The organism is Variovorax sp. Soil_C_17 (genome assembly GCF_057657265.1).
In genome coordinates this window covers 366,816-392,845 of record NZ_JBDGIT010000002.1, presented here as the reverse complement: position 1 = coordinate 392,845, position 26,030 = coordinate 366,816, and the positions used below count along the sequence as shown (strand labels likewise).

The window sequence follows — 26,030 nt, the reverse complement described above, 5'->3', positions numbered from 1 at the left end:
GGCAAGATAGCAAAAAACAAAAAACCGCCCGGATCGCGGGCGGCTTTCTGTGGGAAGCGCCGGGTGCTTCAGTTGTCCAGCGTGAGCTTCTGCTTGGCCACCACTTGCTTGTACACCGCGAACTCGGCCTTGATCTGCTCGGCGAACTGCTCGGGCGAGTTGGCCACGATCAGCGAGCCGGTGTCTTCGATGCGCTTGCGCACGGCCGGGTCCTCGACCGATTTCTTGACGCCTGCGTTGATCTTGTCGACCACCTCCTTCGGCAGGCCCTTGGGCCCGAGGATGCCGTAGTAGGCCATGCGGTTGACGGGCTCCAGGCCCACTTCCTTGAAGGTCGGCACGTTGGGCAGCTCCTTCAGACGCTGGGGCGCGGCGACCACGATCGGCACCAGCTTGCCGGCCTTGATGAAGGGCAGCGCCGAGGGGATGTTGTCGAAGATGATCGGCACCTGCCCGGCCACCGTGTCGTTCAGGGCCGGACCGGCGCCGCGGTAGGGAATGTGGGTCACGAAAGTGGTGGTCAGGTTCTTGTAGAGCTCCATCAGCAGATGGCCGATGCCGCCCGTGCCCGAGGAGGCGTAGGAGTACTTGCCCGGGCTCTTCTTGATCTCGGCCACGAACTCGGCATAGTTCTTGGCCGGGAAGCTCGGGTGCACCGCGATGATGTTCGGCGTGGCCGCGATGTTGATGATGGGCGTGAAGTCGTTGATCGGGTCGTAGGGCGTCTTCGGGTTGATGGCCGGGTTGGCGGCCGTGCTCGACACCGTCGCCACCCCCAGCCTGTAGCCGTCCGGCGTGGCGCGTGCGGTCTCGGCCGCGCCCACGATGCCGCCGCCGCCGGCCTTGTTGATCACCACCACGCTCTGGCCCAGGTGCTTGCCCAGCGGCTCGGCGATCACGCGGGCCACGATGTCGGTGGTGCCCCCGGGCGCGAAGGGCACCTGCAGCTCGATGGGCTTGTTGGGATAGCCCTGCGACCAGGCCGGGCCGGCGACCAGCGCCAGCGCGGCGGCGCCGGCGAGTGCATTCCATTGACGACGTTGCATGAAGAAGACTCCTGGAGATCGAATTTCGAAAGCTGGGATGCTAACGGCTTCGCACACGCCCCAGTTCGTGGATAACCCATGGAAAAACCACGTTTATCCTCGACGGGTGAACTATGCCCAGCTGCTCTTCCCCGACTTCTCCCTCATTGCCTGCGGCTGGCTGTTGTGCCGCTACACCGCGCTGAATCGCCGGGTCTGGGACCAGGTCGAGAGCCTCGTCTATTACTTCCTCTTCCCGGTGCTGCTCTTTCATTCGATCGTGCGCAGCCCGCTCGACTTCGGCGCCACCTCGCACCTGCTCACCGCCGGCGTCGGCGTCGGCCTCTCCGGCATCGCGCTGGCCTACGCCCTGCCCTTCCTGCCTTGGCTGCGCACGCGCATCGACCGCAGCGACCACGCGGCCAGCGCGCAGATTGCGTTTCGCTTCAACTCCTTCATCTGCCTGGCGCTGGCCGATCGCATGGCCGGGCCGGCCGGCCTGCTGATGATCGCGGTGCTGATCGGCGTGTGCGTGCCGCTCTTCAACATCGCCGCGGTCTGGCCGATGACGCGGCATGCGCAGAGCGGCTTCGCGCGCCAGCTGCTGCGCAATCCGCTGATCATCGCCACGCTCAGCGGGCTGGTGGCCAACCTGCTGGGCGTCACCGTGCCGGACTGGCTGACCCCCACCCTCACGCGCATCGGCGCCGCCTCGCTCGCGCTGGGGTTGATGGCTGCGGGCGCGGGGATGCAGTTCGCGACGCTGGCGCGCGGCAAGGCGCTGGCCGTCTCGGTGCTGGCGATCCGGCACCTGGTGCTGCCGCTGATCGCCTGGGGCCTGGCGCTGGGGCTGAAGCTCGATGCCGCCCAGGCGGCGGTGCTGATGACCTTCTCCGCCGTGCCCACCGCTTCCAGCGCGTACGTGCTGGCGGCACGCATGGGCTACAACGGCCCCTATGTCGCGGGGCTGGTGACGCTGTCCACGCTGCTGGGCGTCGCGAGCCTTCCATTCGCACTTTCGCTGGGCGGCTGGGACTAACATCTCGGCGATGCGCTCCCTGCTGGTTCTCGCTGCGGCATCGCTTGCGCCGGCGTTGCACGCCCAGGAGTACACCCGCTACCAGGGCGGGTGGCAGGGCCCGTTCCTGCTCTACGTGACGCAGCAGGACACCGGCGCGCTGGGCCCGCCGGCCGTCTTCGACGGCAGCCTGCAGATCGCCAGCGACGGCAGCGTGCGCGGCCAGCTCCCCGACGCGGCCTGCACCCTGAGCGGCTCCAGCACCGACTTCGTCTCTCCTGCCAACGCCTCGCTGGAGCTCGACATGAGCGGCTGCACGGACGCGCGCTTCAACGGCCACTTCGCCGGCAAGCTGATCAGCAACCCGGCGCTCAAGTACGCCTCGCTACGGCTGAGCTCGATGCGCTCGCTCGATGCCGCCACCGCGCAGATCTCCGCGATCCTGCGGCGTTGAACCTTGATCGCCCTGGCCGAGGGCCCATTCGACATGCTCGCGCACCAGCGCGCTCGGATGACCCCGCCGCGTGGCCAGCGCGTCGCGCGCCTCCTCCTGCCCGGCGCGCAGCGCATTGCCCAGCGCCACCGCGATATTGCGCAGCCAGCGCTCGTGGCCGATGCGGCGGATCGGGCTGCCTTCGGTGAAGCGCAGGAACTCCGCCTCTTTCCATGCGAAAAGCTCGCCGAGCCGGCGCCCCGTCAGCCCCTCGCGCGCATCGAAATCGGGCAGCGCGCTCTTCTTCGCGAACTTGTTCCAGGGGCAGATCAGCTGGCAGTCGTCGCAGCCGTAGATGCGATTGCCGATCAGCGGCCGCAGCTCGAGCGGGATCGGCCCGGCATGCTCGATCGTCAGGTAGGAGATGCAGCGCCGCGCATCGAGCCGGTGGGGCGCGACGATGGCGCGCGTGGGGCAGATCTCGATGCAGGCGCTGCAGCTGCCGCAATGCGCGCTGACGGGCGCGCTGGCCGGCAGCGCCATGTCGACATAGATCTCGCCCAGGAAGAACATCGAGCCCGCCTCGCGGTCCAGCACCAGCGTGTGCTTGCCGCGCCAGCCCTGGCCGCTGCGCGAGGCGAGCTCGGCCTCGAGCACCGGCGCCGAGTCGGTGAAGACGCGATGGCCAAAGGCCCCGACCTCCTCGCCGATGCGATCGGCCAGCTTCTGCAGGCGCGTGCGCATCACCTTGTGGTAGTCGCGGCCGCGGGCATAGAGCGAAACGATGGCTTCCCCTGGGCGCCGCAGCCGGTCGAACTCGATGGCCTGCCAATCCTCGGAGGTGCCGCGCGGCAGGTAGTCCATGCGCGCGGTGATCACCGACACCGTGCCCGGCACCAGCTCGGCCGGCCGCGCGCGCCGCGTGCCGTGCGCGGCCATGTAGTGCATCTCGCCGTGAAAGCCCTGTGCCAGCCATTGCGCGAGGCCCGCCTCCGCGCTCGACAGATCGACACCCGCAATCCCGATTTGGGAGAATCCGAGCTCCCGGGCCCAGGCCTGAATCCGACTCACGAGTTGATGGCTTCCGATCACCTGCCGATTGTAGAAACGCGAACCCTGGTGCAACGCTGGCTGAGCGAGGACGACTGCGATGCCCTCGCGGTCAAGCTCGCGTCATCGCAAGCGCTGGGCGATGCGTTCATCGCAATGCATGGAGACCTCGGTGCCGGCAAAACCACCTTCGTTCGCCACCTGTTGCGGGCGCTGGGGATCGGCTCGCGCATCAAGAGCCCGACCTATGCGGTGGTCGAGCCGCACGAGGCGCCCGGCGGGCTCGCCATCTTTCACTTCGACTTCTATCGCTTCAGCGATCCGCACGAATGGGACGACGCCGGCTTCCGCGACATCTTCGCGGGCCCCGGCCTCAAGCTTGCGGAGTGGCCCGAAAATGCTGCAGGGCGCATTCCGCTTGCCGACCTTGCTATTAATATCGAAGCAATGACCGACGATACCCGCACCGTGACACTGCAGGCGAACACCGTGCTCGGCAGCCGCTTGCTCGAGGCCGCTGCATGAACCCGAAGGGACTGCATCGGCGGGCGCTGCTGCTGCAGGGCGGCAGCCTCGCCCTGCTGCTGGGCGTGCACGAGATCGCACGCGGCGCCACCATCGTGGCGGTTCGGGTATGGCCGGCGAACGAATACACGCGCGTCACCATCGAGTCCGATGGCCGGCTCAGGTCGCAGCAGCTGGTGGTCGGCAATCCGCCGCGGCTGGCGGTCGACATCGAAGGCATCGACCTCAACCCGGCGCTGCGCGAGCTGGTCGGCAAGATCAAGCCCGGCGACCCCTTCATCAACGGCCTGCGCGTCGGCCAGTTCGCCCCCAGCGTGGTGCGCATCGTGTTCGATCTCAAGCAGACGGTCGCCCCGCAGGTCTTCTCGCTCGCACCGGTGGCCGCCTACCAGCACCGGCTGGTGCTGGACCTTTATCCGCAGCAGGCCATCGACCCGATGGAAGCGCTGATCGCCGAGCGCCTGCGCGACGCGCCCAAGGCGCAGGGCCGCGACAGCACCGTCGCCGGCATCGCGCCACACAATGCGGGCGCCGTCGGCGACGTGCCCGCGCCGCTGCGTCCGGCACCGCCCGCCGTGGACCCGCTGGGCGACCTGATGGCGCAGCAGTCGATGCGCCCTGCCCCCTCGCCCGGCGGCGCCGCCGCGCCTGCCCCCGCGCTGGTCGCCCCCGCACCGCTGCCCCCGGTCGTGGGAACGGCGCCCGTCATGCCTGCCATGCCGCCGTCGGCAACGGCACGCAACGGCAACGGCGGCACCGCCACCGCGAGCCGTACCGACCGCATCATCATCGTCGCCCTCGATCCCGGCCATGGCGGCGAGGACCCCGGCGCCATCGGCCCCAACGGCACGCGCGAAAAAGACATCGTGCTGCAGGTTGCGTTTCGACTGCGCGACCGCATCAACGCCAGCAGCGTCAACGGCAATCCGATGCGCGCCTTCCTCACGCGCGACGCCGACTTCTTCGTCCCCCTGGGCACGCGCGTGCAGAAGGCGCGCCGGGTGCAGGCCGACCTGTTCGTGAGCATCCATGCCGACGCCTTCACCACGCCCGAGGCGCGCGGCGCCAGCGTGTTCGCGCTCAGCCAGACCGGTGCCTCCAGCAGTGCCGCGCGCTGGCTCGCCAACAAGGAAAACCAGGCCGACAAGGTGGGCGGCGTGAACGTCGGCTCGCACGAGGCGCAGGTGCAGCGCGCCCTGCTCGACATGAGCACCACCGCGCAGATCAACGACAGCCTCAAACTCGGCGGCGCCATGCTGGGCGAGATCCGCGGCATCGGTGCGCGGCTGCACAAGCCGCGGGTCGAGCAGGCCGGCTTTGCGGTGCTCAAGGCGCCCGACATTCCCAGCGTGCTGGTGGAAACCGCCTTCATCAGCAATCCCGAAGAAGAGGCCAAGCTGCGCAGCAGCGCCTACCAGGAAGACCTCGCCGATGCCCTCATGCGGGGCATCCACCGCTATTTCGCGCAGAACCCGCCGCTGGCGCGCAGCCGCGAGCTGTAGGCAACAGGGCGCCGTGGCTCGACCACATCGCCGGCTTCATCGGCCATGGCGCGACGCGAGGCGACGTCCTGCATTTTTCGTCATCACCCAGCGTTAGTCTCGCGAGGAAACATCCAAGCCCATGGCAGACACCACAGCCCCGGCGCCCCTGGTCCGCCCCGACTACCGCCTCAGCGACAGCCTCTGGGCCAGCGGCGGCTGCGTCTTTCTCACCGGCACGCAGGCGCTGGTGCGGTTGATGCTGATGCAGCGCCAGCGCGATGCGGCCGCCGGCCTGGACACGCGCGGCTTCATCAGCGGCTACCGCGGCTCGCCGCTGGGCATGGTCGACCTCGCGCTGTGGAAGACCGGCAAGAAGCTCGACGAAAGCGGCATCCGCTTCCTGCCCGCCATCAACGAGGAGCTCGGTGCCACCGCCGTGCTCGGCACCCAGCGCGTCGAGGCCGATCCCGAGCGCACCTGCGCCGGCGTGTTCGCGATGTGGTACGGCAAGGGCCCGGGCGTGGACCGCGCCGGAGATGCGCTCAAGCACGGCAATGCCTACGGCGCCTCGGCCCATGGCGGCGTGCTGATGGTGGCCGGCGACGACCACGGCTGCGTGTCTTCCTCGATGCCGCACCAGAGCGACCAGGCCTTCCAGTCCTGGCATGCGCCGGTGGTCTCGCCGAGCTGCGTCGCCGAGTACCTGGAGTACGGGCTGTACGGCTGGGCGCTGTCGCGCTTCTCGGGCAACTGGGTGGGCTTCACCGCGCTGTCGGAAATCGTGGAGAGCGCCACCACCGTCGACCTCGACCTGGTGAATGCCCGCGCCGCCACCTGGCAGGACGGCGACACGGTGCGCCGCATCACCGGCTACGCGCCGCCGGCCGATGGCCTGCACTACCGCTGGCCCGACCTGCCCTCGCTCAAGATCGAGCAGCGCCTGCATGCCAAGCTCGACGCGGTGCGCGCCTTCGCCCGCGTCAACAGCATCGATCGCCTGATCGTGGAGAGTGCCGATGCGACGGTCGGCATCGTCACCGCCGGCAAGGCGCACTACGACTTGATGGAGGTGCTGCGCCGGCTCGACGTGACCACCGAGGCCCTGGCGGTCCACGGCCTGCGCATCTACAAGCTGGGCCTGACCTATCCCATCGAGCCGACCCGCATGAACTGTTTCATCCAGGGCCTGAAGGAAGTCCTGGTGATCGAGGAAAAGGGCCCGGTGGTCGAGGACCAGCTGCGCACCATGTTCTACAACGCCGCCGAGCGTCCGGTCATCGTCGGCAAGCAGGACGCGCAAGGCAGGCCGCTGGTGAGCGCGCTCGGCGAGCTGCGGCCCTCGCGCCTGATCCAGGTCGTGGCCGACTGGCTGGCTGCTCATTTCCCCGACCTCGACCGGCGCCACCTGGTGCGCGACTTCACGCCCCCCGAGCTGCTGTCCAATGCCAGCGACAGCGTCAAGCGCCTGCCCTACTTCTGCGCCGGCTGCCCGCACAACACCAGCACCCGCGTGCCCGAGGGCTCGCATGCGCAGGCCGGCATCGGCTGCCACTTCATGGCCAGCTGGATGGACCGCGAGACCGAAGGGCTGATCCAGATGGGTGGCGAAGGCGTGGACTGGGTGTCGCATGCGATGTTCACCCGCGTGCCGCACGTCTTCCAGAACCTCGGCGACGGCACCTACTACCACTCGGGCTACCTTGCGATCCGCCAGGCCGTCGCGGCGCGGGCCACGCTCACCTACAAGATCCTCTTCAACGATGCGGTGGCGATGACCGGCGGCCAGCCGGTGGACGGCATCATCAGCGTCGACGGCATTGCGCGCCAGGTGGAGGCCGAGGGCGTCAAGCAGGTGGTGGTGGTGTCGGACGACATCGGCAAGTACGACGGCATCCGGCAACGCTTCCCCGCCGGCACCGAGTTCCACGACCGCGCCGAGCTCGATGCGGTGCAGCGGCGCCTGCGCGAGATCCCCGGCGTCACCGTGCTGATCTACGAGCAGACCTGCGCCGCCGAGAAGCGCCGCCGCCGCAAGAAAGGCGAGCTGGTCGATCCGGCCCGGCGTGTCTACATCAACGAGCGCGTCTGCGAGGGTTGCGGCGATTGCTCGGTGCAGAGCAACTGCATCGCCGTGCTGCCGCTGGAAACGCCGCTGGGCCGCAAGCGCAAGATCGACCAGAGCAGCTGCAACAAGGACTACTCCTGCGCCCAGGGCTTCTGCCCCAGCTTCGTCGGCGTGCTGGGCGGTGGCCCGCGCAAGAAGACCGGTGCGCTGGCCGCCGGCGCCGACGCCTTCATGCAGCGCGTGAACGCGCTGCCGCGCCCGGCGCCGCATGCCTGGACCGGCCCCTACGACCTGCTGGTGACCGGCGTCGGCGGCACCGGCGTCGTCACCGTCGGCGCGCTGGTCACGATGGCGGCGCATCTGGAGGGCAAGAGCGCCAGCGTGCTCGACTTCATGGGCTTCGCGCAGAAGGGCGGCTCGGTGCTCAGCTTCGTGCGGCTGGCCGACATCCACTGGCGCCTGAACCAGGTGCGCATCGACACGCAGCAGGCCGATGCGCTGCTGGCCTGCGACCTGGTGGTGGGCGCCTCCGCGGACGCGCTCGGCACCGTGCGCCACGGCCGCACGCGCATCCTCGCCAACACCCACGAAACGCCGGTGGCCGAGAGCCTGCACAACCCAGACGCCAGCCTCAAGGCGCCGCTCCTGCTCGACAAGCTGCGCTTTGCCGCCGGCGCCGAGCGCGTCGAGACGCTCGATGCGCAAGCACTGGCCGAGGCCTTCCTCGGCGATTCGATCGTCTCCAACATCCTCGCGCTCGGCTATGCCTGGCAGCGCGGGCTGGTGCCGGTGGGTCTGGAGGCGCTGCTGCGCGCCATCGAGCTCAATGGCGTCGCGGTGGAGAACAACAAGCTCGCCTTCTCCCTGGGCCGCCTCGCCGCCGGCGATCCGGAGGCCGCGGCCGCGCTGCTGCGCAGCAAATCGGCCGAGCCCGCACGGCCCGAGCCGCTGGAGGCGCTGATCGAGCGCGGCGTGGCCCACCTGGCGGCCTACCAGAACGCCGGCTACGCCAGGCGCTATGCCGACACCGTTGACGCAGTGCAGCAGCGCGAGGCCGCGTTGCACGCCGATCCCACGCTGCCTTTCACGCGCGCGGTGGCGCAGGGCCTGCTCAAGCTGATGGCCTACAAGGACGAGTACGAGGTGGCCCGCCTGTACACCGACGGCGAATTCGCGCGCTCGCTGCAGCAGCAGTTCGAGGGCGAGCTGAAGCTCGAGTTCTACATGGCGCCGCCCGTGCTGAGCCGCACCCGCCAGGGCCGGCCGCCGCGCAAGCTGCGCCTGGGCGGCTGGATGATGCCGGCGATGAAGCTGCTGGCCCAGGGCCGCCGGCTGCGCGGCACCGCGCTCGATCCCTTCGGCTACACCGAGGAGCGGCGCATGGAGCGTGCGTTGATCGAGGACTATCGCCGGCGCATCGAGTCGCTGCTGCCTTCACTCGACGCCGATCGCTTGAAGATCGCGACCGAGATCGCGCTGCTGCCGCTGCAGATGCGCGGCTTCGGGCATGTGAAGCAGGCCAACGTCGCGCTGGCGCGGGTGCGTGAGGCCGAGCTGCTGCATCGCTTCGATTCGAAAGCCTTTCCGAGGCCTGCGCCCTCTCGGGCCGCCGGGCAGATCCGCGGCATTGCCGTGACTGCGTCGCAGCGCTGACGCACGGTCGCGCGGACGACTTCGCTGTTGCTTCTAGTTGCACGGACTCTCCGCGCACTCTCGGGCAAGGGGGTGCGGCAGGCTCCTACAAGCGCGACATGCCAGCTTTCGACAATGTCTTCATCACTCATCGAAAGGTGGACATCATGAACACACGTCTCTGGATCACGGCCGGTGCGGCCACAGCCATCATGGCACTGACGGGCTGCGCGGCAGGTCCGAATGAGCAATGGGGCACGGCCGGCGGCGCAGTGGGCGGCGCGGTGATCGGTAACGCCATCGGCGGCAATACGGCCAGCACGGTGGGCGGTGCGGCCATCGGCGGCCTGGTCGGCAACCAGGTGGGTCGTCGCGCCGACGAGCGCAACTATTACCGCGGGCAACGCAGTGGCTACTACCCCTACAACGGCCCGACCTACTGACCCTGCGCTTCTCGCATGAACGAGCAAGGCGTGCCGATGGCACGCCTTTTTTTTGGACTTGCGCCGATCAACGCGCCGATGAAGGCGTGCGGCCCGCGCGCCAGGCACCGAAGATGGCAATCAAGCCGGGCACGATGATCAATGCCCAGATGATCTTGTCCAGGTGCTCCTTCACAAAGGGCAGGTTGCCGAACAGGTAGCCGGCCGTGCACAGGCCCACCACCCAGAGCAGGCCCCCGCCGATGTTGTAGAGCGTGAACTTGCCGCGCGTCATCTCGGCCACCCCTGCCACAAAGGGCGCGAAGGTGCGGATGAAGGGCATGAAGCGCGCCAGAACGATCGTGATGCCGCCGTAGCGCTCGTAGAAGTCGTGGGCCTGGTCGAAGGCCCTGCGATTGAAGAAGCGCGAGCTCTCCCACTGGAAGACCTTGGGCCCGAAGTAGCGCCCGATGCTGTAGTTGCACTGGTCGCCCAGGATCGCCGCGGCGATCAGGATCGGCACCGCGATCCCGAAGCTCATCAGCCCCGCGCCGCACAGCGCGCCCACGATGAAGAGCAGCGAATCGCCCGGAAGAAAGGGCATGACCACCAGCCCGGTCTCCACGAAGACGATCAGGAACAACAGCGCATAGACCCAGGGGCCGTACGCGGCGACGAAGGTCTCCAGGTGTTTGTCGACATGAAGGATGAAGTCGACCAAGAAGCTGATGATTTCCATGGCCGCGCATTATCCGGGTGCGGCGCGCGTGCCCTCCGGGAAACCCTTGTGGACCGTACCAGCCAATTCGGAAGTGCCTGCCGCGCCGAAGACGCGCATGGCGGCGTTGCAAATGCTCGCAATGGCATCGGCTATTGCTGCGCCTTGCGCCTTGCCCTGCACGCCGTCGACTCGGCCTTCACCCCCGTATCGACTGTTACGGCCCACTAGAATCATTGCGTGAGCGCCCTTCCCTCTGCCCTCCCCCCGGCTGCGCGCCGCCCCATCCGCGAACTCCCCGACGAATTGATCAGCCAGATCGCCGCCGGCGAAGTGGTGGAGCGTCCGGCCTCGGTGGTGCGCGAACTGCTCGACAACGCCCTCGATGCCGGCGCTCGCCAGATCACGGTGCGGCTCGCGGCCGGCGGCGTGCGCCTGATCTCGGTCGAGGACGACGGCCAAGGCCTGCCGCGCGACGAGCTGCCGCTGGCGCTGCGCCGCCACGCGACCAGCAAGATCGCGAGCCTCGGCGAGCTCGAGACCGTGGGCACCATGGGCTTTCGCGGCGAAGCGCTGGCCGCCATCAATGCCATCGCCGAACTCAGCCTGCTGTCGCGTGCGGCCGGCGCGGACAGCGCCTTCGCACTCGATGGCCGCACCGGCGAGCTGCGCCCCGTGGCCCGCGCCACCGGCACCACCGTCGAAGTGCGCGAGCTCTTCTTCGCCACGCCCGCGCGCCGCAAGTTCCTGAAGACCGACGCCACCGAGCTGGCCCACTGCATCGAGGCCGTGCGGCGCCATGCACTCGCACGGCCCGAGGTCGGCTTCGCGGTCTGGCACGAAGGCAAGCTGGTCGAGCAATGGCGCGCTGCGCAGGCGCGCGAGCCGCGCCTGGCCGACACGCTGGGCGACGAGTTCGTCGCGCAGAGCGTGGCGGTCGAGCATGCTGCCGGCCCGGTGCGCGTGACGGGCCGCGCCGGCATCCCCGATGCCGCGCGCTCGCGCGCCGACCAGCAGTTCTTCTACGTCAACGGCCGCTTCGTGCGCGACAAGGTGCTGGCCCACGCGGTGCGCAGCGCCTATGAAGACGTGCTCCACGGCCAGCGCCAGCCGGTCTACGCGCTCTACCTCGAGATCGATCCGGCGCGGGTCGACGTCAACGTGCATCCGACCAAGATCGAGGTGCGCTTCCGCGACGGGCGCGAGGTGCACCAGGCGGTGCGCCATGCGATCGAGAACGCGCTGGCCGCCCCGCGCGCCGGCGATGCAGCATCGGCGCCGGCCGAACCCTTCTTCAAGCCGCGCAGCGCGCCCGTGGCGCCGACCTGGCGCCAGCCGTCGATGCATTTCGCCGCCGAGCGCGGCTTGGGCGACGCGGCAGCGATGTGGCCCAGCGAGCGGCGCGAGCCGCCGGCGACCTCCCTGGCAAGCACTGCGCCGGCATCGGCGGAGGCCTTCCCGGCCGTCGCTGTCGCGCAGCCGGCCGCCCGGCCCACGCCGGCGGCGGACGGCGAGGCCTGGCCCCTGGGCCGCGCACTGGCCCAGCTCCAGGGCATCTACATCCTGGCCGAGAACAGCCAGGGGCTGGTGATCGTCGATATGCATGCGGCCCACGAGCGCATCGTCTACGAGCGCCTGAAGACCCAGCTGGACGGCGCCGCCATTGCCAGCCAGCCGCTGCTGATCCCCGCCACCTTCGCCGCCACGCCCCAGGAAATCGCCACCGCGGAGGCCTGCGCCGCGGTGCTGCCGGCGCTGGGCCTGGAGATCACCCCCTTCTCGCCACGCACGCTGGCGGTGCGGGCGGTGCCCGGCACCTTGGCCGACGGCGACCCGGTGGAGCTGGCGCGCAGCGTGCTGGCCGAGCTGGCGCAGCACGACGCCAGCACCGTGGTGCAGCGCGCCCAGAACGAGCTGCTCGGGGCCATGGCCTGCCACGGCGCGGTGCGCGCCAACCGGCGGCTGACCATCGACGAGATGAACGCCTTGTTACGCCAGATGGAAGCCACCGAGCGCTCCGACCAGTGCAACCATGGCCGGCCCACCTGGCGCCAGCTGTCGGTCAGAGAGCTGGACAGCCTCTTCATGCGCGGCCGCTGAGGCTGCCTGCCGCCAACTTCTGTACATTTGTCGCAAGTTGGCCGCGTAACCAAGGGTTTTCACGCGTCATCGAGATCCCGGGCACGGCCGTTGCATGGCACTCTTGAGTTGAACTTTCGTCTCAATCGCCTGTCATTCAGCTTTCCGATGAAGTCCTGGTCCCTCTTCGCCTCCGCCACCGCCCTGGTCGCCTTGCTGGCCGGGGGCTGCTCCACCCTCGACGAGCGGCAGCGCGAATGGATCTTCCAGCCCAGCGACCGCAGCTGGGGCAACTCCGAGGCCATGAGCGAAGGCATGGAGCATGTCTGGATCGACTTCGATTCCAAGGTCACCGGCCGGCCGGCCCGGCTGCACGGCCTGTGGCTGGGCGGCGCGCCGGAGTCGGCCGACACGCCGGTGCTGCTGTACCTGCATGGTGCGCGCTACAACGTGGCCGGCTCGGCGCCCCGAATGCGGCGCATGCACGAGCTGGGCTTCTCGGTGCTGGCCATCGACTACCGCGGCTTCGGCAAGAGCAGCAAGGCCCTGCCCTCGGAAGACTCCGCCCGCGAAGACGCGCGCGCCGCCTGGATCTGGCTGGCGGCGCGGCACCCTAAGCAGCACCGCTACATCTTCGGCCACTCGCTGGGCGGAGCGATCGGCATCGACCTGGCCGCGCAGGTGAACGACGAAAGCGGCACCATCGTCGAGAGCACCTTCACCTCCATCGCCGACGTGGTCGGCAGCTTCAAGTGGGGCTGGCTGCCCTTCGGTCCCTTCCTCACGCAGCGCTTCGAGGCCATCGCCAAGGTCAAGAACATCGGCGCCCCGCTGCTGGTGGTGCACGGCAGCGCCGACAGCCTGATCAACCCGACCCTCGGACGCAAGCTCTACGAGGCCGCCACCGTGCCCAAGCAGTTCGTGCTGGTCGAGGGCGGCTCGCACCACAGTACCGGTTCCATCGGCGAGGTGCAGTACCGCGCCGCGCTGGCCCAGCTGTTCCGCATGAAGCCCCCCACCGTGCTCGCAGCCCAGGCCCCGGATGAAGCGCAAGCGCCGCGCGTGACACCTGCCGCGCAGCCGGCGCAGCCCGCCGAGCAGCGCGATGCCGGCTCGGCGCCGCCGCACAAGATCTGATTTCCGCCCCGCCGCTTCGGCGCATCGCATTTGCTACCCTCGGGCGCATGCCGCCCACCGCAGCTTCCGCCGCCACCCCCGCCTCGCGCGCCTCTCCCCCGCCGGCGCGCTGCACCGCCGAACCCCATGCCCACTGAGGCCGGCTACGTGGCCCTGGCCGGGCCCACGGCCTCCGGCAAGACCGCGGCCGCGCTCGCGATCGCGCGCGCGCGGCCGGTGGAGATCGTCAGCGTCGACTCGGCCCTGGTCTACCGCGGCATGGACATCGGCACCGCCAAGCCCACCGCCGCCGAGCGCGCCGTCGCGCCGCACCACCTGATCGACATCCGCGATCCGCGCGAGCCCTACAGCGCGGCGGCCTTCGTCTCCGATGCCACGCGCCTCATTGCCGAGATCCGCGCACGGGGCCGCCTGCCGTTGCTGGTGGGCGGCACCATGCTGTACTTCAAGGCGCTCGCCGAAGGCATCGACGCGATGCCCGCAGCCGACCCGGACCTGCGCAGCCGCCTGGAAGCCGAGGCCGCCGCACTGGGCTGGCCGGCGATGCATGCGAAGCTGGCGCAGGTCGATGCGCCCACCGCCGCACGGCTCGCACCCAACGACAGCCAGCGCATCCAGCGCGCGCTGGAGGTCTGGCTCACGAGCGGGCGCGCGATCTCCAGCTTCCATGCCTCGGAACGTGCAGGCGGCCTTCCGCCGCTCGCGCTCTTCTCGCTCGAACCTGCGGAGCGCGCGTGGCTGCACCAGCGCATCGCCGAGCGCTTCGACGCGATGCTGGCGGCAGGCTTTCTCGACGAGGTGCTGGCCCTGCGCGCGCGCGGCGACCTCGCGCCGGACCTGCCCTCGATGCGCAGCGTCGGCTACCGCCAGGCCTGGGAGGCGCTGGACGGCGCCTGGCCCCTGGCCGAGTTGCGCGAGCGCGGCATCGCGGCCACGCGCCAGCTCGCCAAGCGGCAGATCACCTGGCTGCGCAGCATGCCCGCACGGCGCGTCGTGCCGGCCGAAGCGCCCGATGCGATCGCGCGCATCGTGACCGCGGTGGGCGAGATCGAATGAGCCGCCGCCCGGCCGTTCCGAAGGGGGCTCGTACCGTGGCCGGAGGCGAAGGTACGCCGATCAGCCGCCGAGCCGCACCCACCGCAGCCGCAGGCGAAGGCACGCCATGACGCTGAAGGTCGAGGGCCTGGCCAAGCGCTACGGCGACAGCACCGTCTTCGAGCAGGTCTCGCTCGCGGTCGCGCCCGGCGAGTTCGTCGCCATCGTCGGCGAATCTGGCGTGGGCAAGTCCACGCTGCTCAACTGCATGGCCGGCCTGGACAGCTGGGACGCCGGGACCATCGTGCACGACGGCGTCGACATCGGCAGGCTCGACGGCGAGGCGCGCGCGCTCTGGCGCCGCCGCCAGGTGGGCTTCGTGTTCCAGGCTTTCCATGTGCTGCCCCACCTGGACGTGGCGCAGAACGTCGCCTTGCCGCTGATGCTGCTGAAGCAGACGGCCCCGGCGCGCGTGGCGCACATGCTCGAGGCCGTGGGCCTCGCGGGCCTGGGCGAACGCCTCCCCCAGCAGTTGAGCGGCGGCCAGCTGCAGCGCGTGGCCATCGCGCGTGCGCTGGTGCACCGGCCCGCGCTGCTGCTGGCCGACGAGCCCACCGGCAATCTCGACCCGGGCACCGCGGCGAAGGTGATGGAGGTGCTGTTCGCGCAGACGCGCGAGCACGGCGCCTCCCTGGTGCTGGTCACGCATTCGGAGGCCGCCGCGGCGCGGGCCGACCGGGTGCTGCACCTGAGCGCAGGCGGCATCGTGCCTGGCCGTGGACAGTGAAGTGACAGTCGAAAAGCCGAAGCCATTGCGCGCATGTGCAGCAAGGCCCTCCTTGGCGCGGCGTACGTTCGAATCGGCTGTTGCGCTCCACTGGTTGTGCGATCCTTCCGGGATGCGCTTTCGATCATGTTCCGCTCGCCTGCGTGGCCTGCTTGCGCTGCTGTCATGCGGGGTGATCGCCGTGTTCCCGGTGCGGGCCGCGCCCGGCCCGAGCTGGGGCGCGATCGCGACCCAGCAGGGGTGGTACGGCTACGCCTACGACCAGCCTTCCCGCAGCGCCGCCGAGCTTGCCGCCCGCGCCCAGTGCGATCGCGCAGCGGGCCGCCCGGGCGCCTGTGCCGTCCGCGCCTACTTCGATCGCGCCTGCGGCGCGCTCGCCACCGGCAACTACGGGGAATGGGGCACGGCCATCGCGCCCACGGCCAGCGCGGCAAGCAAGGCGGCGGCAAGCCAATGCGAAAGCCATCTGCCGACCGAGCCTTGCAAGGTGGTCGTCAGCGTCTGCTCGCGGCGGTGAACATGCGAGCGCCGTCGCGAGAACATCGACCCCTTTGAGAGCCTGACCCATGAGCCTGCATCAACGACTCCAGCAGCGCGCCGCCGAGAACAAGCCGGTGCGCATCGGCCTGATCGGCGCCGGCAAGTTCGGCGCCATGTACCTGGCGCAGGTCCCGCGCACGCCCGGCGTGCAACTGGTGGCCATCGCCGACTTGTCGCCCGATGCGGCGCGCACGAACCTCGAGCGCGTCGGCTGGAAGCCCGAGCGTGCCGCCGCCCGCTCGGTGCAGGAGGCGCTGCAGAACGGCACGACCTGGATCACCGAAGACTGGCAGGCCCTGACCCGCGAGCCGTCCATCGACATCGTGGTCGAGTGCACCGGCAACCCCGTCGCCGCCGTGGAGCACTGCCTCGATGCCTTCGCCCACGGCAAGCACGTGGTCAACGTCACGGTCGAGGCCGACGCCTTCTGCGGCGCGCTGCTCGCGCGCCGCGCTCAGCAGGCCGGCGTGCTGTACTCGCTCGCCTTCGGCGACCAGCCGGCGCTGATCTGCGACCTGGTCGACTGGGCGCGCACCTGCGGCTTCCCGGTGGTGGCGGCCGGGCGCGGCCACAAGTGGCTGCCGCATTTCAGCGAATCGACGCCCGAGACGGTGTGGGGCCACTACGGCCTCACGCCCGAGCAGGCGAAGCGCGGCGGCCTCAACCCCAAGATGTTCAACAGCTTCCTCGACGGCTCCAAGCCCTCGATCGAAAGCGCCGCGGTCGCCAACGCCACCGGCCTCGGCGTGCCCTCCGACGGCTTGCTCTACCCGCCGGCCAGCGTGGAAGACATCCCCTTCGTCACGCGGCCGAAGAGCGAAGGCGGCGTGCTCGAGCGCAAGGGCATGGTGGAGGTGGTGTCCTCGCTGGAGGCCGACGGCCGCCGCATCCCCTACGACATCCGCATGGGCGTGTGGGTCACGGTCGAGGCCGAGACCGACTACATCAGGAACTGCTTCGAGGAATACAACGCCCACACCGATCCGAGCGGGCGCTACTTCACCCTCTACAAGCGCTGGCACCTGATCGGCCTGGAGGTCGGCGTGTCGGTCGCGAGCGTGGCGCTGCGCGGCGAGCCCACGGGCGTGGCCACCTGCTGGAACGCCGACGTGGTCGCCACCGCCAAGCGCGACCTCGCGGCGGGCGAGACGCTCGACGGCGAAGGCGGCTACACGGTGTGGGGCAAGCTGCTGCCGGCCGAACGCTCGATGCGGCTCGGCGGACTGCCGCTCGGCCTCGCGCACAACGTGAAGCTGGTGCGCCCGGTGAAGAAGGGCCAGAGCCTTTGCTGGGCCGACGTGGCGATGGACAGCACGACGCATGCGTACAGGCTGCGCCGCGAGATGGAGGCGATGTTCGCGCCGGAACGGACCGACGCTGCCTGAAGTATTCGGAGGCTGCGCCTACCTTTGCAGAAAGGACTCGGCGTCGATGCCCGCCTGCTTGAGGATTGCGCGCAGCGTTCCCTCCGGCATGTCGCCGGGGTGATTGGGAATGGTGGTGTACCGATTCAGCGCGGGGTTGAACCAGATCTCGTGCGAGCCCGCGGCCTGGCGGTGGAATTCCAAGCCGAGTTGTTTCAGCCGCTTGACGACGTCCTGATATCGAAAGCCCGCCAGTGCGCCCATCAGGTGGCGACGATGAGCGGGTAGTCGAAGGCCTCGCGTACCGGCCGCAGCGGAGGGTTGCTGGGGCCGCTCTGCGCCTCGATCAACTTCCTGGCCACATCGCGTGCGATCTCGATGGTCTCCTGAATGGTGCGGCCCTGCGCAATGAGGCCCTGCACCTCGTCGCTGGTGGCGAGGTACACGCCCTCGGGCAGCTTTTCGATGTGCAGCTGAATCATGTGTTCCATGGCGATGACTCCTGGTGAGCCGCGCGGCTACGTTCGCGCGTGCTGCGGCCGGTGGTTTGGATGGGCGCTGATGCGGCAAGCTTGTTCAAAAGATACCACGCGCCAGTCTCGGGTGCGGGTGAACCCTGACGTTCGGAAAAGCTGAACTTTCCGCATCGATCATGTGAATTGTCCAGGCCTCCGGCCATCCCTACGATCCCTCGCACCGCCCGTCCCCACGGGGCATGCACGGAGCCACGGATGTCCTACAAGGTCTTGTTGATCAAACCCTATTCGGCCTACGAGCGCGAGAAGACGCCGGCGGAGGACGCGGAACTCACCCATGTCGAGCGCGGCTCGCCGGCCGGCGAATACCTGCGCCGCTTCTGGCAGCCCGTGGCGCTGTCGTCCGAGCTGGGCGAGCTGCCGGTCAAGGTGCGCATGTTCGGCGAGACGCTGGTGCTGTTCCGCGCGAAGAACGGGCAGGTCGGCCTGCTGGAGCCGCACTGCAGTCACCGCGGCAGCTCGCTCGAGTTCGGCATCTGCGAGGAGAACGGCCTGCGCTGCTGCTACCACGGCTGGCTGTACGGCGTGGACGGCACCATCCTCGAGACGCCCGGCGACCCGCCCGAATCCACGCTGCGCCACAGCCTCTGCCATGGCGCCTACCCGGTGCACGAGTACAAGGGCCTGGTCTTCGGCTACTTCGGCCCGCCCGCGCTGAAGCCCGAGTTCCCGATCTACGACTCCTACGAGCACCCCGGCGACCGGCTCGTGCCCTACTACATCACCTACCCCTGCAACTGGCTGCAGGTGCATGAGAACGTGATGGACCCGGCGCACGCGGTGTTCCTGCACACGCGCATCAGCTTCTCGCACTTCGCGGACGTCTGGGGCGAACTGCCGGAGATGGACTTCGTGCCCACGCCTACCGGCATGATCTACGTGACCTCGCGCCGCTGGGGCGACAACGTCTGGGTGCGCTCCAACGACATCCTGCTGCCCAACCTGGCGCAGGTGGGCCATGTGTGGGAAGACGGCTCGACCCCGAAGGAGTTCGCGCGCGTGGCCATCACGCGCTGGACCACGCCGGTGGACAACACGACCTGCCGCATCATCGGCTGGCGCCACTTCCATCCCGACGCCGACCCGCGCGGCCTGGCCGACGAGAGCCGGTGCGGCCCCGAGTCGGTGGACTTCTTCGGCCAGGGCGGCGATCGGCCCTACGAGGAGCGCCAGCGCATCCCCGGCGACTACGACGCGCAGATCTCGCAGCGCCCCATTGCGATCCACGCGCTGGAGAACCTCACCCGCTGCGACCGCGGCGTGGCCATGCTGCGCCAGCTGCTGCGCCGCCAGATCAGGCGCGTGGCCGAGGGCGGCGAGCCCACCCTCTCGCCGGTACGCAGCGGCGGCCTGATCCCGACCTACACGCACGACACGGTCGTGCCCGTTCCCGCGCGCGGCGAAGACCGCGAGGCCGACGGCGCACTCGTGCGGGCGGTGGGCAAGGCCATCACCGAGATCGTCGTCAAGGGCCCGCACCAGGAGCAGGCCGACCGCCTGCAGCAGGTGCGCGCGCTGATCCGCGAATACGCCGAGCGCCGGCGCGAGGCCGTGGCCTGAAGGCCCTTCGACACCCGAACCCAACGCCGTCCGAGGAGCGCTCTTCATGCCATCCCCCATCCATCCCGGCCGCGTCGACTGGACCGGCGAAAACCCCGGCATCTACCTGAAGGAAACGCAGGACGGCCCCTGGACCGGCCTGGCGACCTTCTTCCGCGTGGTCTATTCGCCCTACGGCATGGGCAGCGGCGTGGTCGTGCTCGACCAGCCCGGCACCGCCCGCGGCCTGCCCGAGGTGCACAACTTCTGCATCAGCGACAACGAGGCGCTGGCGCGCTTCCTGGTCGACCGGTTCTTCTCGCGCTTCGCCTCCTTCCGCGTCTCGCCGGGCATCGGCGCGATCAGCTACCTCGCGGCCACCGAGGTGCAGCGCGCCGGCGACACGCGCTCGCGCTACCAGGAGATCGTGAAGTCCGACGGCTTCGAGGTGGTGATGACCTGGGGCGGCCTCGGCCAGCCCTATGCGGTCGACATGCCGGCCGAGAAGGGCCCGACCAAGGAGCACCAGATGTACAGCCTCTTCCTCGACGCCTCGGAGGCCGAGGTCACCATCAACGGCAAGCCGCTGAAGGGCCGCATCGCCGTGCGCGACTTCGCCGACACGAAGAAGAGCACGGCCTTCCTCGCCTTCTCGGAGTCGTGGATGCAGGTCGCGCCCGCGGGGACGCCGGCATGACCGAGTTCTTCCAGTACCTGGCCTCCGGCCTCGTGGTGGGCTGCATCTACGGCCTGATCGCGATCGGCTACACCGCGGTCTACAACGTGACCGGCATCGTCAACTTCGCCCAGGGCGACGCCTCGATGCTGGGCGCCCTCGGCGCGGTGGGCCTGCTGGGCTTCGGCGCCTCGCTGCCGGTGGCGATCGCGGCCTCGGTGCTGGCGGTGGGACTGCTGGGCGTCGTGATGGAGCGCGTGGCGATCCGGCCTGCGGGGCCGGACGTGATGCGCGGCATCATCATCACCATCGGCGTGGGCGTGGCCTTCCAGGGCATCGCGGTGCTCGTCTGGGGCACCGATGCGCAGCCCCTGCCCGCCTTCTCGGGCGAGCAGCCGATCAGCCTGGGCGGCGTGACCGTGCCGCCGCAAGCCCTCTGGATCCTGGGCAGCGCCGCGCTGCTGATGGTGGCGCTCTACGTGTTCTACACGCGCACCTACCTCGGCAAGGCCTACCGCGCCTGCGCCATGGACCCCCGCGCGGCGGGCCTGATGGGCATTCCCACGCGCACGATGCGCGCCATCGGCTTCCTGCTGTCGGGACTGACCGGCGCCATCGCGGGCGTGATCGTCGCGCCCATCGCGCTCATGCAGTACGACAGCGGCGTCTTCCTCGGCATCAAGGGCTTCGTGGCCTGCATCATCGGCGGCTTCGGCAACCCCATCGGGGCTGCGCTCGGCGGGCTGGTGCTCGGCTTGCTCGAGGCCTTTTCCACCGGCTACCTGAGCTCCGGCTTCAAGAACGCGATCGCGTTCGTGATGCTGCTGGTCTTCCTCTTCCTGCGCCCGGGCGGCCTGCTCGGCGAGCTCGGCACGGTGAAGCGATGACGAAGAAGCTGCTGCTCCTGGCGGGCTTCCTGGCCGCGGTGTATGCGCTCGGCAATGCCTACCTGACCAACCTCTTCGTGGTGGCCGCGCTGTTCGCGCTGCCGGCCCTGGGCCTGTCGCTGCTGATGGGCTACACCGGCCAGATCTCGCTCGGGCATGCGGCCTTCGTGGGCCTGGGCGCTTACGCGTCGGCCATCGTCACCAAGTCGCTGGGGCTGAACCCCTGGCTGGCGCTGGTGCTCGCCACGGCGCTCTCGACACTGACGGCCTGGGCCATCGGCTGGCTGGTGTTCCGCCTGCGCGGCCACCATCTCGCGATGGCCACGCTGGCCTTCGGCATCATCGTGCACGTCGGCTTCGTCGAGTGGCGCTGGCTGACCGGCGGGCAGGACGGTCTCTCGGACATCCGGCCATTGGCCCTCGGCGGCTTCGCCCTCGGCTCCGACATGGCGATGTACCCGCTGGTCTGGGCGGTCTGCCTCGCGGGGATGCTGCTGGCCGGCAATCTGGTGCAGTCGCCGGCCGGCCTCAGCATGCGCGTGGTGGCGGAGAGCGAGCCGGTGGCCGGCTCCATCGGCATCGCGAGCGCGCGGCTCAAAAGGCAGATCATGGCGCTCAGCGGCGCCTACGCCGGCCTGGGCGGCGCGCTCTACGCGCACTGGCTGGGCTACATCAGCCCCGGGCCCTTCGACGTCGGCTTCTCCATCCGGCTGCTGCTGATCGTCGCGCTCGGCGGCTTCGCCGGCACCTGGAGCGTGCTCTTCGGCGTGTTCTTCGTGGTGCTGATCAGCGAGCTGCTCAAGCCCTTCGGCCGCTACGACGTGGTGATCTACGGCGTGCTGCTGGTGGTGGTGATGATCTACTGCCCGCGCGGACTGCTGGCCGGGCTGGTCGACGCGTACCGCCGGATCGTTGCCGCCGGCAAGGAGTCTGCCGCATGAGCCGCCGGGCCGCTCCCAAGGCGAATAGCACCGTAGCCGAAGGCGAAGGTACTCCAGTGAGCCGCCGGGCCGCTCCCAAGGCGAATAGCACCGCAGCCGAAGGCGAAGGTACTCCAGTGAGCCGCACGGCCGCTCCGAAGGCGAACAGCACCGCAGCGCATGGCGCGGAGGTCTTCCAATGACCCGAGGCGAGGTCCTCCTCGAGGTGCGCGAGGTCAGCCGACGCTTCGGCGGGCTCCAGGCGCTCGACGCCGTGTCCTTCGACGTGCGCCGGGGCGAGATCCTGGCGCTCATCGGCCCCAACGGCGCGGGCAAGTCCACCCTGCTCAACGTGATCTCGGGCGCGGTGCCCGCGAACAGCGGCGAGGTGCACTTCAAGGGCGAGCGCATCGACCGCCTGCCGGCCGAGCAGGTCAACCGCCGGGGCCTGGTGCGCACCTTCCAGGGCGCCGAGGTGCTGCGCGGCCTCTCGGTGCGCGAAAACGTGATGGCCGCCGGCGTGGCGAAGAGCGGCAGCGGCGTGCTCGACGGCTTGCTCGGCTTCGGCCGCGCACCGCGCGTGCGGCAGCAACTGCGCGAGGAGGCACTGAAGCAATTGCAGGTGGTGGGCCTCGACCACCTCGCCGACGCCCCCTCGACACAACTGACCGCCGGCCAGCAGCGCCTGCTCGCCGTGGCGCGCGCGCTGGCCACGGGCGCTGAGCTGCTGATCCTCGACGAGCCCGGCGCCGGGCTCAACACGGTGGAGAAGAACCTGCTGGTCGAGGTGATCCTGCGCATCCGCCAGCGCGGCAGCACGGTGGTCTTCGTCGAGCACGACCTGGGCTTCGTGGGCCGGCTCGCCGAGCGCATGGTGGTGCTCGACCACGGCCGCATGATCGCGCGCGGCCTGCCGGACGAAGTGCGCGCCGACCCGGCCGTGATCGAGGCCTACCTCGGCAACACCGACGTGGCCGCCACCGTGCGGCCGGCCGCCACCGCCTCGATCGCGCCGCAGCTGCTCGGCATCGAAGGGCTTGCGGTGCGCTACGACGGCCTGACGGCGCTCGACCAGGTCAGCCTCGAGGTGCGCCAGGGCGAGATCGTCGCGCTGATCGGCGCCAACGGCGCCGGCAAGTCGAGCCTGCTGAAGGCCATCGCGGGGGCCGAGCCGCCGGCCGCGGGCCGCCTGCAATTCGGTGGCGTCGATCTCGCGGGTGTGCCGCTGGAGGCCCGCGCCGGCCTCGGCATCAGCCTCGCGCCCGAAGGCCGCGCCCTGTTCCCGGCGTTGAGCGTGCGCGACAACCTGCTGGTCGGGCGCTATGCGCAGGTGCGCAAGTCGGGCCTCGCGAACCTGCTGTGGCCCATGGGCCGCGCCGCCGCCGAGCTGGACGAGGTGCTGGAGGAAGTGCTGCGCTTCTTCCCGCAGCTTCGCGAGCGGCTGCACCAGCAGGCCGGCACGCTCTCGGGCGGCGAGGGCCAGATGCTCGCGATCGGCCGTGCCCTCATGAACCGGCCGAAGCTGCTGATGCTGGACGAGCCTTCCTTCGGCCTGGCGCCGCAGGTCTCGCGCGAAATCCTCGAGTCGCTGCCACGGCTCACGCAACTGGGCGTGACCGTGCTGATGGTGGAGCAGAACGCGCGCTCGGCACTGCAGGTGGCCGACCGCGCCTACATCCTGGTCAATGGCCGGCTGGTGGCCCAGGGCAGCAGCCGCGAGCTGCTGGAGCGGCCGGACATCGCGCAGGCCTACCTGGGGTGGGAAGGCGACGATCCGCGCGCGGCGAACGAGCCGATGGTGGCCGCTGCATGACGAACGAAGCGGACGCCCTCGCCTTCGATGCGATCGCGCGGGTGCGGCCGCGGCTGGCCGACCTGCGGCCCGCCGGCGAGGCGATCGACTTCCCCGCGCGCACGGTGCTGCACGCCGGACCGCCCTTCGAGAACGCTGCCGCCGTCCCGGCGCCCGTCGCCAATTCGGCCGCCGCGGCGCTGGTGTTCGAAGGCTGGGCCGGGGACCGCAGCGACGCGCTCGCGATGCTGGCGGACGGCCGCATCCGCCTCGCGCCGGCGCAGGACCACCGCTGCGCCGAGCCGCTGGCCTCGGTGCTGTCGCCTTCTCAGCAGGTGCAGGTGGTCCACGATGCAGCCGGGACGGCCGGGCCTGCCTGTGCCCCACTCAACGGAGGCAGCGGCCCGGCCCTGCGCCTGGGCTTGCCGGGGCCGGAGGTGGTGGCCCATCTGCGCTGGCTCAATGGTCCCTTCGCCGATGCCATCCGCCCCGCCTGCCGGCGCGGCATCGACCTGCTGCCGATCGCCGACCAGGCGCTGGCCGATGGCGACGACTGCCACGGACGCACGCAGGCCGCCACAGCCTTGCTCATGCAGGCTTTCGCCTTGCCGCCCGGCGAAGGGCCCAGCAGCGAGGCGCGCCGCTTCCTGTCGGCCTCGCCGAGCTTCTTCCTCAACCTCTGGATGGCCGCCGTCAAGTGCATGCTGGGAGCCGCCGAGGGCATCGCCGGCAGCGCCTTCGTCACCGCCATGGGCGGCAACGGCGTGCAGATGGGCCTGCAGCTCGCCGCGCGGCCGGGCCGCTGGTACACGGCGGCGTCCTCGCCGCCGGCCGGCAAGCTCGAGGACGGCGTCGCCGAATCCGACCGCCTGCCCGCCATCGGCGACAGCGCGCTGATCGAGGCCTTCGGACTCGGCGCCATGGCCTTCGCCCACGCGCCGCTGCAGCGGCAGGCATTGGGCGCCTGGCTCCCCGAGCCGCCCGAGGCGCTCGCGCGCGCACTGCTGTGGGATGCGCACCCGGCCTTCGCCACATCGCACGCGCGTTGCGGCCTGTCGGCGCGTGCCGTGGCCACCACGCGCAAGGCGCCCGTGGTGGCGCTCGGCGTCCTCGACGCGCGGGGCGAGCGCGGCCGCATCGGCGGCGGCATCTGGCAGGCCTCGGTCGCGCACTTCGAGCAGGCGCTCGCCGACGTTTTCACCGATCTGCAACCCCGAAGGAGCCCACCATGAAACGCTTCGCAGCCCTCGCACTCGCCCTGCTCGTCTCAGCGGGCGTCCACGCCCAGGACATCAAGATCGGCGGCCTGCTCGAAACCTCCGGCTTCGTCGCTTCGCTGGGCCAGCCCGGCCTGGACGGCGCGATGCTCGCCGTCGAGCAGGTGAACGCGGCAGGCGGCATCAACGGCCGCAAGGTGCAGTTCGTGAACGTGAACTCCGAGAGCGACAACACCAAGACGGTGTCGGCCGCCAAGCGGCTGATCGAGCAGGAAAAGGTGGTCGCGATCATCGGCCCGATGAGCAGCGGCTCTTCCTTCGCGGTGGTCGACACCATCGAGAAGGCCAGGGTGCCGATGATCTCCAACGGCGCCTCGCGCGGCATCGTGCTGCCGCCCGAGCAGAAGAAGTTCACCTTCCTCGCGCCGCTGACCGACGTGGTGGTGCAGACCGCGATGCTCAAGGACATGCAGGCCAAGGGCATCAAGAAGATCGCCATCCTCAATTCCGACGTGGCCTTCGGCACCAGCGGGCGCGATTCACTGGAAAAGCTGGCGGGCGATTTCGGCGTGCAGATCGTCGCCAAGGAGACCTTCGGCAATGCCGACACCGACATCTCGCCGCAGCTCACCAAGATCCGGGGCTCCGACGCGCAGGCGACCGTGGCCTGGGCCACCGGACCGGGACTCGCCATCTCGACCAAGAACCATCGCGCGCTCGGCATCAAGACGCCGCTGTACCTCGCGCATTCGGCCAACGACTTCAACTACCTGCGGCTGGCCGGCGATTCGGCCAACGGCGTGCTGCTGCCCTCGTCCAAGCTCTACGTCACTGCCTCGCTGCCGGCGGGAGACGCGCAGAAGGCGGTGGTGGAGGGCTTCGTGCGCGACTACGAGAAGAAGTACGGCAAGCTGCCCGCCACCTTCGCCGGCAACGGCTACGACGCCGCGATGCTGCTGATGGAGGCGATCCGCAAGGCCGGCACCGACCCGGCGGCCGTGCGCGACGCGATCGAAGGCACCAAGAGCCATGTCGGCGTGACCGCGATCTATGCCTACTCGCCCACCGATCACTTCGGCACCAAGCCGGAGAGCGTGGTCATGCTGACGGTGAAGGGCGGCAAGTTCGAGCTTGCCTCCTCGCAGTGAG

Annotated in this window: 24 protein-coding genes; 19 read left to right on the top strand and 5 right to left on the bottom strand. The window is 69.9% G+C overall.

Annotation, left to right across the window (positions count from 1 at the left end):
* Positions 1 to 68: 68 nt before the first annotated feature.
* On the bottom strand, positions 69 to 1,046 hold the full coding sequence (locus AC3A6Y_RS10490) for a tripartite tricarboxylate transporter substrate binding protein BugE (protein WP_487868160.1): 978 nt from the start codon (positions 1,044 to 1,046) through the stop codon (positions 69 to 71).
* A gap of 106 nt (positions 1,047 to 1,152) precedes the next feature.
* On the opposite strand from AC3A6Y_RS10490, the gene AC3A6Y_RS10485 reads away from it, so the two are divergent.
* Complete coding sequence (locus tag AC3A6Y_RS10485; protein ID WP_487868159.1) at positions 1,153 to 2,064, top strand: AEC family transporter; 912 nt, start codon at positions 1,153 to 1,155, stop codon at positions 2,062 to 2,064.
* Between the two features lie 10 nt (positions 2,065 to 2,074).
* Entirely contained in the window at positions 2,075 to 2,497 is a 423-nt protein-coding gene (locus tag AC3A6Y_RS10480; protein WP_487868158.1) for a hypothetical protein, read from the top strand.
* Here AC3A6Y_RS10480 and queG read toward each other — a convergent pair.
* Positions 2,429 to 3,568 (bottom strand): tRNA epoxyqueuosine(34) reductase QueG, encoded by a 1,140-nt coding sequence (queG, locus tag AC3A6Y_RS10475; RefSeq protein WP_487868157.1) that lies wholly within the window; start codon positions 3,566 to 3,568, stop codon positions 2,429 to 2,431. The genes AC3A6Y_RS10480 and queG overlap by 69 nt on opposite strands.
* On the opposite strand from queG, the gene tsaE reads away from it, so the two are divergent.
* The 4 genes from tsaE to AC3A6Y_RS10455 all read left to right on the top strand — a co-directional run bounded on the left by tsaE (position 3,554) and on the right by AC3A6Y_RS10455 (position 9,675).
* Complete coding sequence (gene tsaE / locus AC3A6Y_RS10470; RefSeq protein WP_487868156.1) at positions 3,554 to 4,051, top strand: tRNA (adenosine(37)-N6)-threonylcarbamoyltransferase complex ATPase subunit type 1 TsaE; 498 nt, start codon at positions 3,554 to 3,556, stop codon at positions 4,049 to 4,051. The genes queG and tsaE overlap by 15 nt on opposite strands.
* Complete coding sequence (locus tag AC3A6Y_RS10465; protein ID WP_487868155.1) at positions 4,048 to 5,553, top strand: N-acetylmuramoyl-L-alanine amidase; 1,506 nt, start codon at positions 4,048 to 4,050, stop codon at positions 5,551 to 5,553. Before tsaE ends, AC3A6Y_RS10465 begins: the two co-directional genes overlap by 4 nt.
* Before the next feature lie 121 nt (positions 5,554 to 5,674).
* Positions 5,675 to 9,253: an indolepyruvate ferredoxin oxidoreductase family protein gene (locus AC3A6Y_RS10460; RefSeq protein WP_487868154.1), complete on the top strand. Its 3,579-nt coding sequence runs from the start codon at positions 5,675 to 5,677 to the stop codon at positions 9,251 to 9,253.
* Positions 9,254 to 9,399: 146 nt separating this feature from the next.
* Positions 9,400 to 9,675 (top strand): YMGG-like glycine zipper-containing protein, encoded by a 276-nt coding sequence (locus AC3A6Y_RS10455; RefSeq protein WP_487868153.1) that lies wholly within the window; start codon positions 9,400 to 9,402, stop codon positions 9,673 to 9,675.
* Between the two features lie 67 nt (positions 9,676 to 9,742).
* On the opposite strand, the gene AC3A6Y_RS10450 is transcribed toward AC3A6Y_RS10455, so the two are convergent.
* Positions 9,743 to 10,393 (bottom strand): DedA family protein, encoded by a 651-nt coding sequence (locus AC3A6Y_RS10450; protein WP_487868152.1) that lies wholly within the window; start codon positions 10,391 to 10,393, stop codon positions 9,743 to 9,745.
* A gap of 219 nt (positions 10,394 to 10,612) precedes the next feature.
* On the opposite strand from AC3A6Y_RS10450, the gene mutL reads away from it, so the two are divergent.
* The 6 genes from mutL (at position 10,613) to AC3A6Y_RS10420 (ending at position 17,335) form a co-directional block, all read left to right on the top strand.
* Complete coding sequence (gene mutL / locus AC3A6Y_RS10445; protein ID WP_487868151.1) at positions 10,613 to 12,472, top strand: DNA mismatch repair endonuclease MutL; 1,860 nt, start codon at positions 10,613 to 10,615, stop codon at positions 12,470 to 12,472.
* A gap of 147 nt (positions 12,473 to 12,619) precedes the next feature.
* A complete protein-coding gene (locus AC3A6Y_RS10440) occupies positions 12,620 to 13,588 on the top strand; it encodes an alpha/beta hydrolase (protein WP_487868150.1) in 969 nt (322 codons plus the stop codon).
* 126 nt (positions 13,589 to 13,714) lie between these two features.
* Positions 13,715 to 14,644: a tRNA (adenosine(37)-N6)-dimethylallyltransferase MiaA gene (gene miaA / locus AC3A6Y_RS10435; RefSeq protein ID WP_487868149.1), complete on the top strand. Its 930-nt coding sequence runs from the start codon at positions 13,715 to 13,717 to the stop codon at positions 14,642 to 14,644.
* Between the two features lie 106 nt (positions 14,645 to 14,750).
* Positions 14,751 to 15,410, top strand: coding sequence for an ABC transporter ATP-binding protein (locus AC3A6Y_RS10430; RefSeq protein WP_487868148.1), 660 nt, complete (start codon positions 14,751 to 14,753; stop codon positions 15,408 to 15,410).
* A 112-nt stretch (positions 15,411 to 15,522) separates the two neighbouring features.
* Positions 15,523 to 15,927 (top strand): DUF4189 domain-containing protein, encoded by a 405-nt coding sequence (locus AC3A6Y_RS10425; RefSeq protein ID WP_487868147.1) that lies wholly within the window; start codon positions 15,523 to 15,525, stop codon positions 15,925 to 15,927.
* A 49-nt stretch (positions 15,928 to 15,976) separates the two neighbouring features.
* On the top strand, positions 15,977 to 17,335 hold the full coding sequence (locus tag AC3A6Y_RS10420; RefSeq protein WP_487868146.1) for an NAD(P)H-dependent oxidoreductase: 1,359 nt from the start codon (positions 15,977 to 15,979) through the stop codon (positions 17,333 to 17,335).
* Positions 17,336 to 17,353: 18 nt separating this feature from the next.
* On the opposite strand, the gene AC3A6Y_RS10415 is transcribed toward AC3A6Y_RS10420, so the two are convergent.
* Together AC3A6Y_RS10415 and AC3A6Y_RS10410 are read right to left on the bottom strand one after the other, a co-directional pair.
* Positions 17,354 to 17,578: a type II toxin-antitoxin system HicA family toxin gene (locus tag AC3A6Y_RS10415; protein WP_487868145.1), complete on the bottom strand. Its 225-nt coding sequence runs from the start codon at positions 17,576 to 17,578 to the stop codon at positions 17,354 to 17,356.
* Positions 17,578 to 17,805 (bottom strand): type II toxin-antitoxin system HicB family antitoxin, encoded by a 228-nt coding sequence (locus AC3A6Y_RS10410; protein ID WP_487868144.1) that lies wholly within the window; start codon positions 17,803 to 17,805, stop codon positions 17,578 to 17,580. Before AC3A6Y_RS10410 ends, AC3A6Y_RS10415 begins: the two co-directional genes overlap by 1 nt.
* A 240-nt stretch (positions 17,806 to 18,045) precedes the next feature.
* Between AC3A6Y_RS10410 and AC3A6Y_RS10405 the strand changes: the two genes are divergently transcribed.
* The 7 genes from AC3A6Y_RS10405 to AC3A6Y_RS10375 all read left to right on the top strand — a co-directional run bounded on the left by AC3A6Y_RS10405 (position 18,046) and on the right by AC3A6Y_RS10375 (position 26,029).
* Entirely contained in the window at positions 18,046 to 19,410 is a 1,365-nt protein-coding gene (locus tag AC3A6Y_RS10405; protein ID WP_487868143.1) for an aromatic ring-hydroxylating dioxygenase subunit alpha, read from the top strand.
* Between the two features lie 46 nt (positions 19,411 to 19,456).
* Positions 19,457 to 20,086, top strand: a complete 630-nt coding sequence (locus tag AC3A6Y_RS10400) for a hypothetical protein (protein WP_487868142.1) — start codon at positions 19,457 to 19,459, stop codon at positions 20,084 to 20,086.
* Entirely contained in the window at positions 20,083 to 20,952 is an 870-nt protein-coding gene (locus AC3A6Y_RS10395; protein WP_106554393.1) for a branched-chain amino acid ABC transporter permease, read from the top strand. Before AC3A6Y_RS10400 ends, AC3A6Y_RS10395 begins: the two co-directional genes overlap by 4 nt.
* Complete coding sequence (locus tag AC3A6Y_RS10390) at positions 20,949 to 21,893, top strand: branched-chain amino acid ABC transporter permease (RefSeq protein WP_487868141.1); 945 nt, start codon at positions 20,949 to 20,951, stop codon at positions 21,891 to 21,893. Before AC3A6Y_RS10395 ends, AC3A6Y_RS10390 begins: the two co-directional genes overlap by 4 nt.
* A 178-nt stretch (positions 21,894 to 22,071) precedes the next feature.
* On the top strand, positions 22,072 to 23,685 hold the full coding sequence (locus AC3A6Y_RS10385; RefSeq protein WP_487868140.1) for an ATP-binding cassette domain-containing protein: 1,614 nt from the start codon (positions 22,072 to 22,074) through the stop codon (positions 23,683 to 23,685).
* On the top strand, positions 23,682 to 24,896 hold the full coding sequence (locus AC3A6Y_RS10380) for a YlbE family protein (RefSeq protein ID WP_487868139.1): 1,215 nt from the start codon (positions 23,682 to 23,684) through the stop codon (positions 24,894 to 24,896). Before AC3A6Y_RS10385 ends, AC3A6Y_RS10380 begins: the two co-directional genes overlap by 4 nt.
* Positions 24,893 to 26,029 carry an ABC transporter substrate-binding protein gene (locus AC3A6Y_RS10375; RefSeq protein WP_487868138.1) on the top strand — a complete coding sequence of 379 codons (1,137 nt, stop codon included), beginning with the start codon at positions 24,893 to 24,895 and terminating at the stop codon, positions 26,027 to 26,029. Before AC3A6Y_RS10380 ends, AC3A6Y_RS10375 begins: the two co-directional genes overlap by 4 nt.
* Position 26,030: the final 1 nt, after the last annotated feature.

What these genes read in the sequence shown, in the direction of transcription:
- AC3A6Y_RS10490 (WP_487868160.1), bottom strand. Translation starts at nt 1,046, where the DNA reads ATGCAACGTCGTCAATGGAATGCACTCGCCGGCGCCGCCGCGCTGGCG.
- AC3A6Y_RS10480 (WP_487868158.1), top strand. Translation starts at nt 2,075, where the DNA reads ATGCGCTCCCTGCTGGTTCTCGCTGCGGCATCGCTTGCGCCGGCGTTG.
- tsaE (WP_487868156.1), top strand. Translation starts at nt 3,554, where the DNA reads ATGGCTTCCGATCACCTGCCGATTGTAGAAACGCGAACCCTGGTGCAA.
- AC3A6Y_RS10465 (WP_487868155.1), top strand. Translation starts at nt 4,048, where the DNA reads ATGAACCCGAAGGGACTGCATCGGCGGGCGCTGCTGCTGCAGGGCGGC.
- AC3A6Y_RS10460 (WP_487868154.1), top strand. Translation starts at nt 5,675, where the DNA reads ATGGCAGACACCACAGCCCCGGCGCCCCTGGTCCGCCCCGACTACCGC.
- AC3A6Y_RS10455 (WP_487868153.1), top strand. Translation starts at nt 9,400, where the DNA reads ATGAACACACGTCTCTGGATCACGGCCGGTGCGGCCACAGCCATCATG.
- AC3A6Y_RS10450 (WP_487868152.1), bottom strand. Translation starts at nt 10,393, where the DNA reads ATGGAAATCATCAGCTTCTTGGTCGACTTCATCCTTCATGTCGACAAA.
- AC3A6Y_RS10440 (WP_487868150.1), top strand. Translation starts at nt 12,620, where the DNA reads ATGAAGTCCTGGTCCCTCTTCGCCTCCGCCACCGCCCTGGTCGCCTTG.
- miaA (WP_487868149.1), top strand. Translation starts at nt 13,715, where the DNA reads ATGCCCACTGAGGCCGGCTACGTGGCCCTGGCCGGGCCCACGGCCTCC.
- AC3A6Y_RS10430 (WP_487868148.1), top strand. Translation starts at nt 14,751, where the DNA reads ATGACGCTGAAGGTCGAGGGCCTGGCCAAGCGCTACGGCGACAGCACC.
- AC3A6Y_RS10425 (WP_487868147.1), top strand. Translation starts at nt 15,523, where the DNA reads ATGCGCTTTCGATCATGTTCCGCTCGCCTGCGTGGCCTGCTTGCGCTG.
- AC3A6Y_RS10420 (WP_487868146.1), top strand. Translation starts at nt 15,977, where the DNA reads ATGAGCCTGCATCAACGACTCCAGCAGCGCGCCGCCGAGAACAAGCCG.
- AC3A6Y_RS10415 (WP_487868145.1), bottom strand. Translation starts at nt 17,578, where the DNA reads ATGGGCGCACTGGCGGGCTTTCGATATCAGGACGTCGTCAAGCGGCTG.
- AC3A6Y_RS10410 (WP_487868144.1), bottom strand. Translation starts at nt 17,805, where the DNA reads ATGGAACACATGATTCAGCTGCACATCGAAAAGCTGCCCGAGGGCGTG.
- AC3A6Y_RS10405 (WP_487868143.1), top strand. Translation starts at nt 18,046, where the DNA reads ATGTCCTACAAGGTCTTGTTGATCAAACCCTATTCGGCCTACGAGCGC.
- AC3A6Y_RS10400 (WP_487868142.1), top strand. Translation starts at nt 19,457, where the DNA reads ATGCCATCCCCCATCCATCCCGGCCGCGTCGACTGGACCGGCGAAAAC.
- AC3A6Y_RS10395 (WP_106554393.1), top strand. Translation starts at nt 20,083, where the DNA reads ATGACCGAGTTCTTCCAGTACCTGGCCTCCGGCCTCGTGGTGGGCTGC.
- AC3A6Y_RS10390 (WP_487868141.1), top strand. Translation starts at nt 20,949, where the DNA reads ATGACGAAGAAGCTGCTGCTCCTGGCGGGCTTCCTGGCCGCGGTGTAT.
- AC3A6Y_RS10385 (WP_487868140.1), top strand. Translation starts at nt 22,072, where the DNA reads ATGACCCGAGGCGAGGTCCTCCTCGAGGTGCGCGAGGTCAGCCGACGC.
- AC3A6Y_RS10380 (WP_487868139.1), top strand. Translation starts at nt 23,682, where the DNA reads ATGACGAACGAAGCGGACGCCCTCGCCTTCGATGCGATCGCGCGGGTG.
- AC3A6Y_RS10375 (WP_487868138.1), top strand. Translation starts at nt 24,893, where the DNA reads ATGAAACGCTTCGCAGCCCTCGCACTCGCCCTGCTCGTCTCAGCGGGC.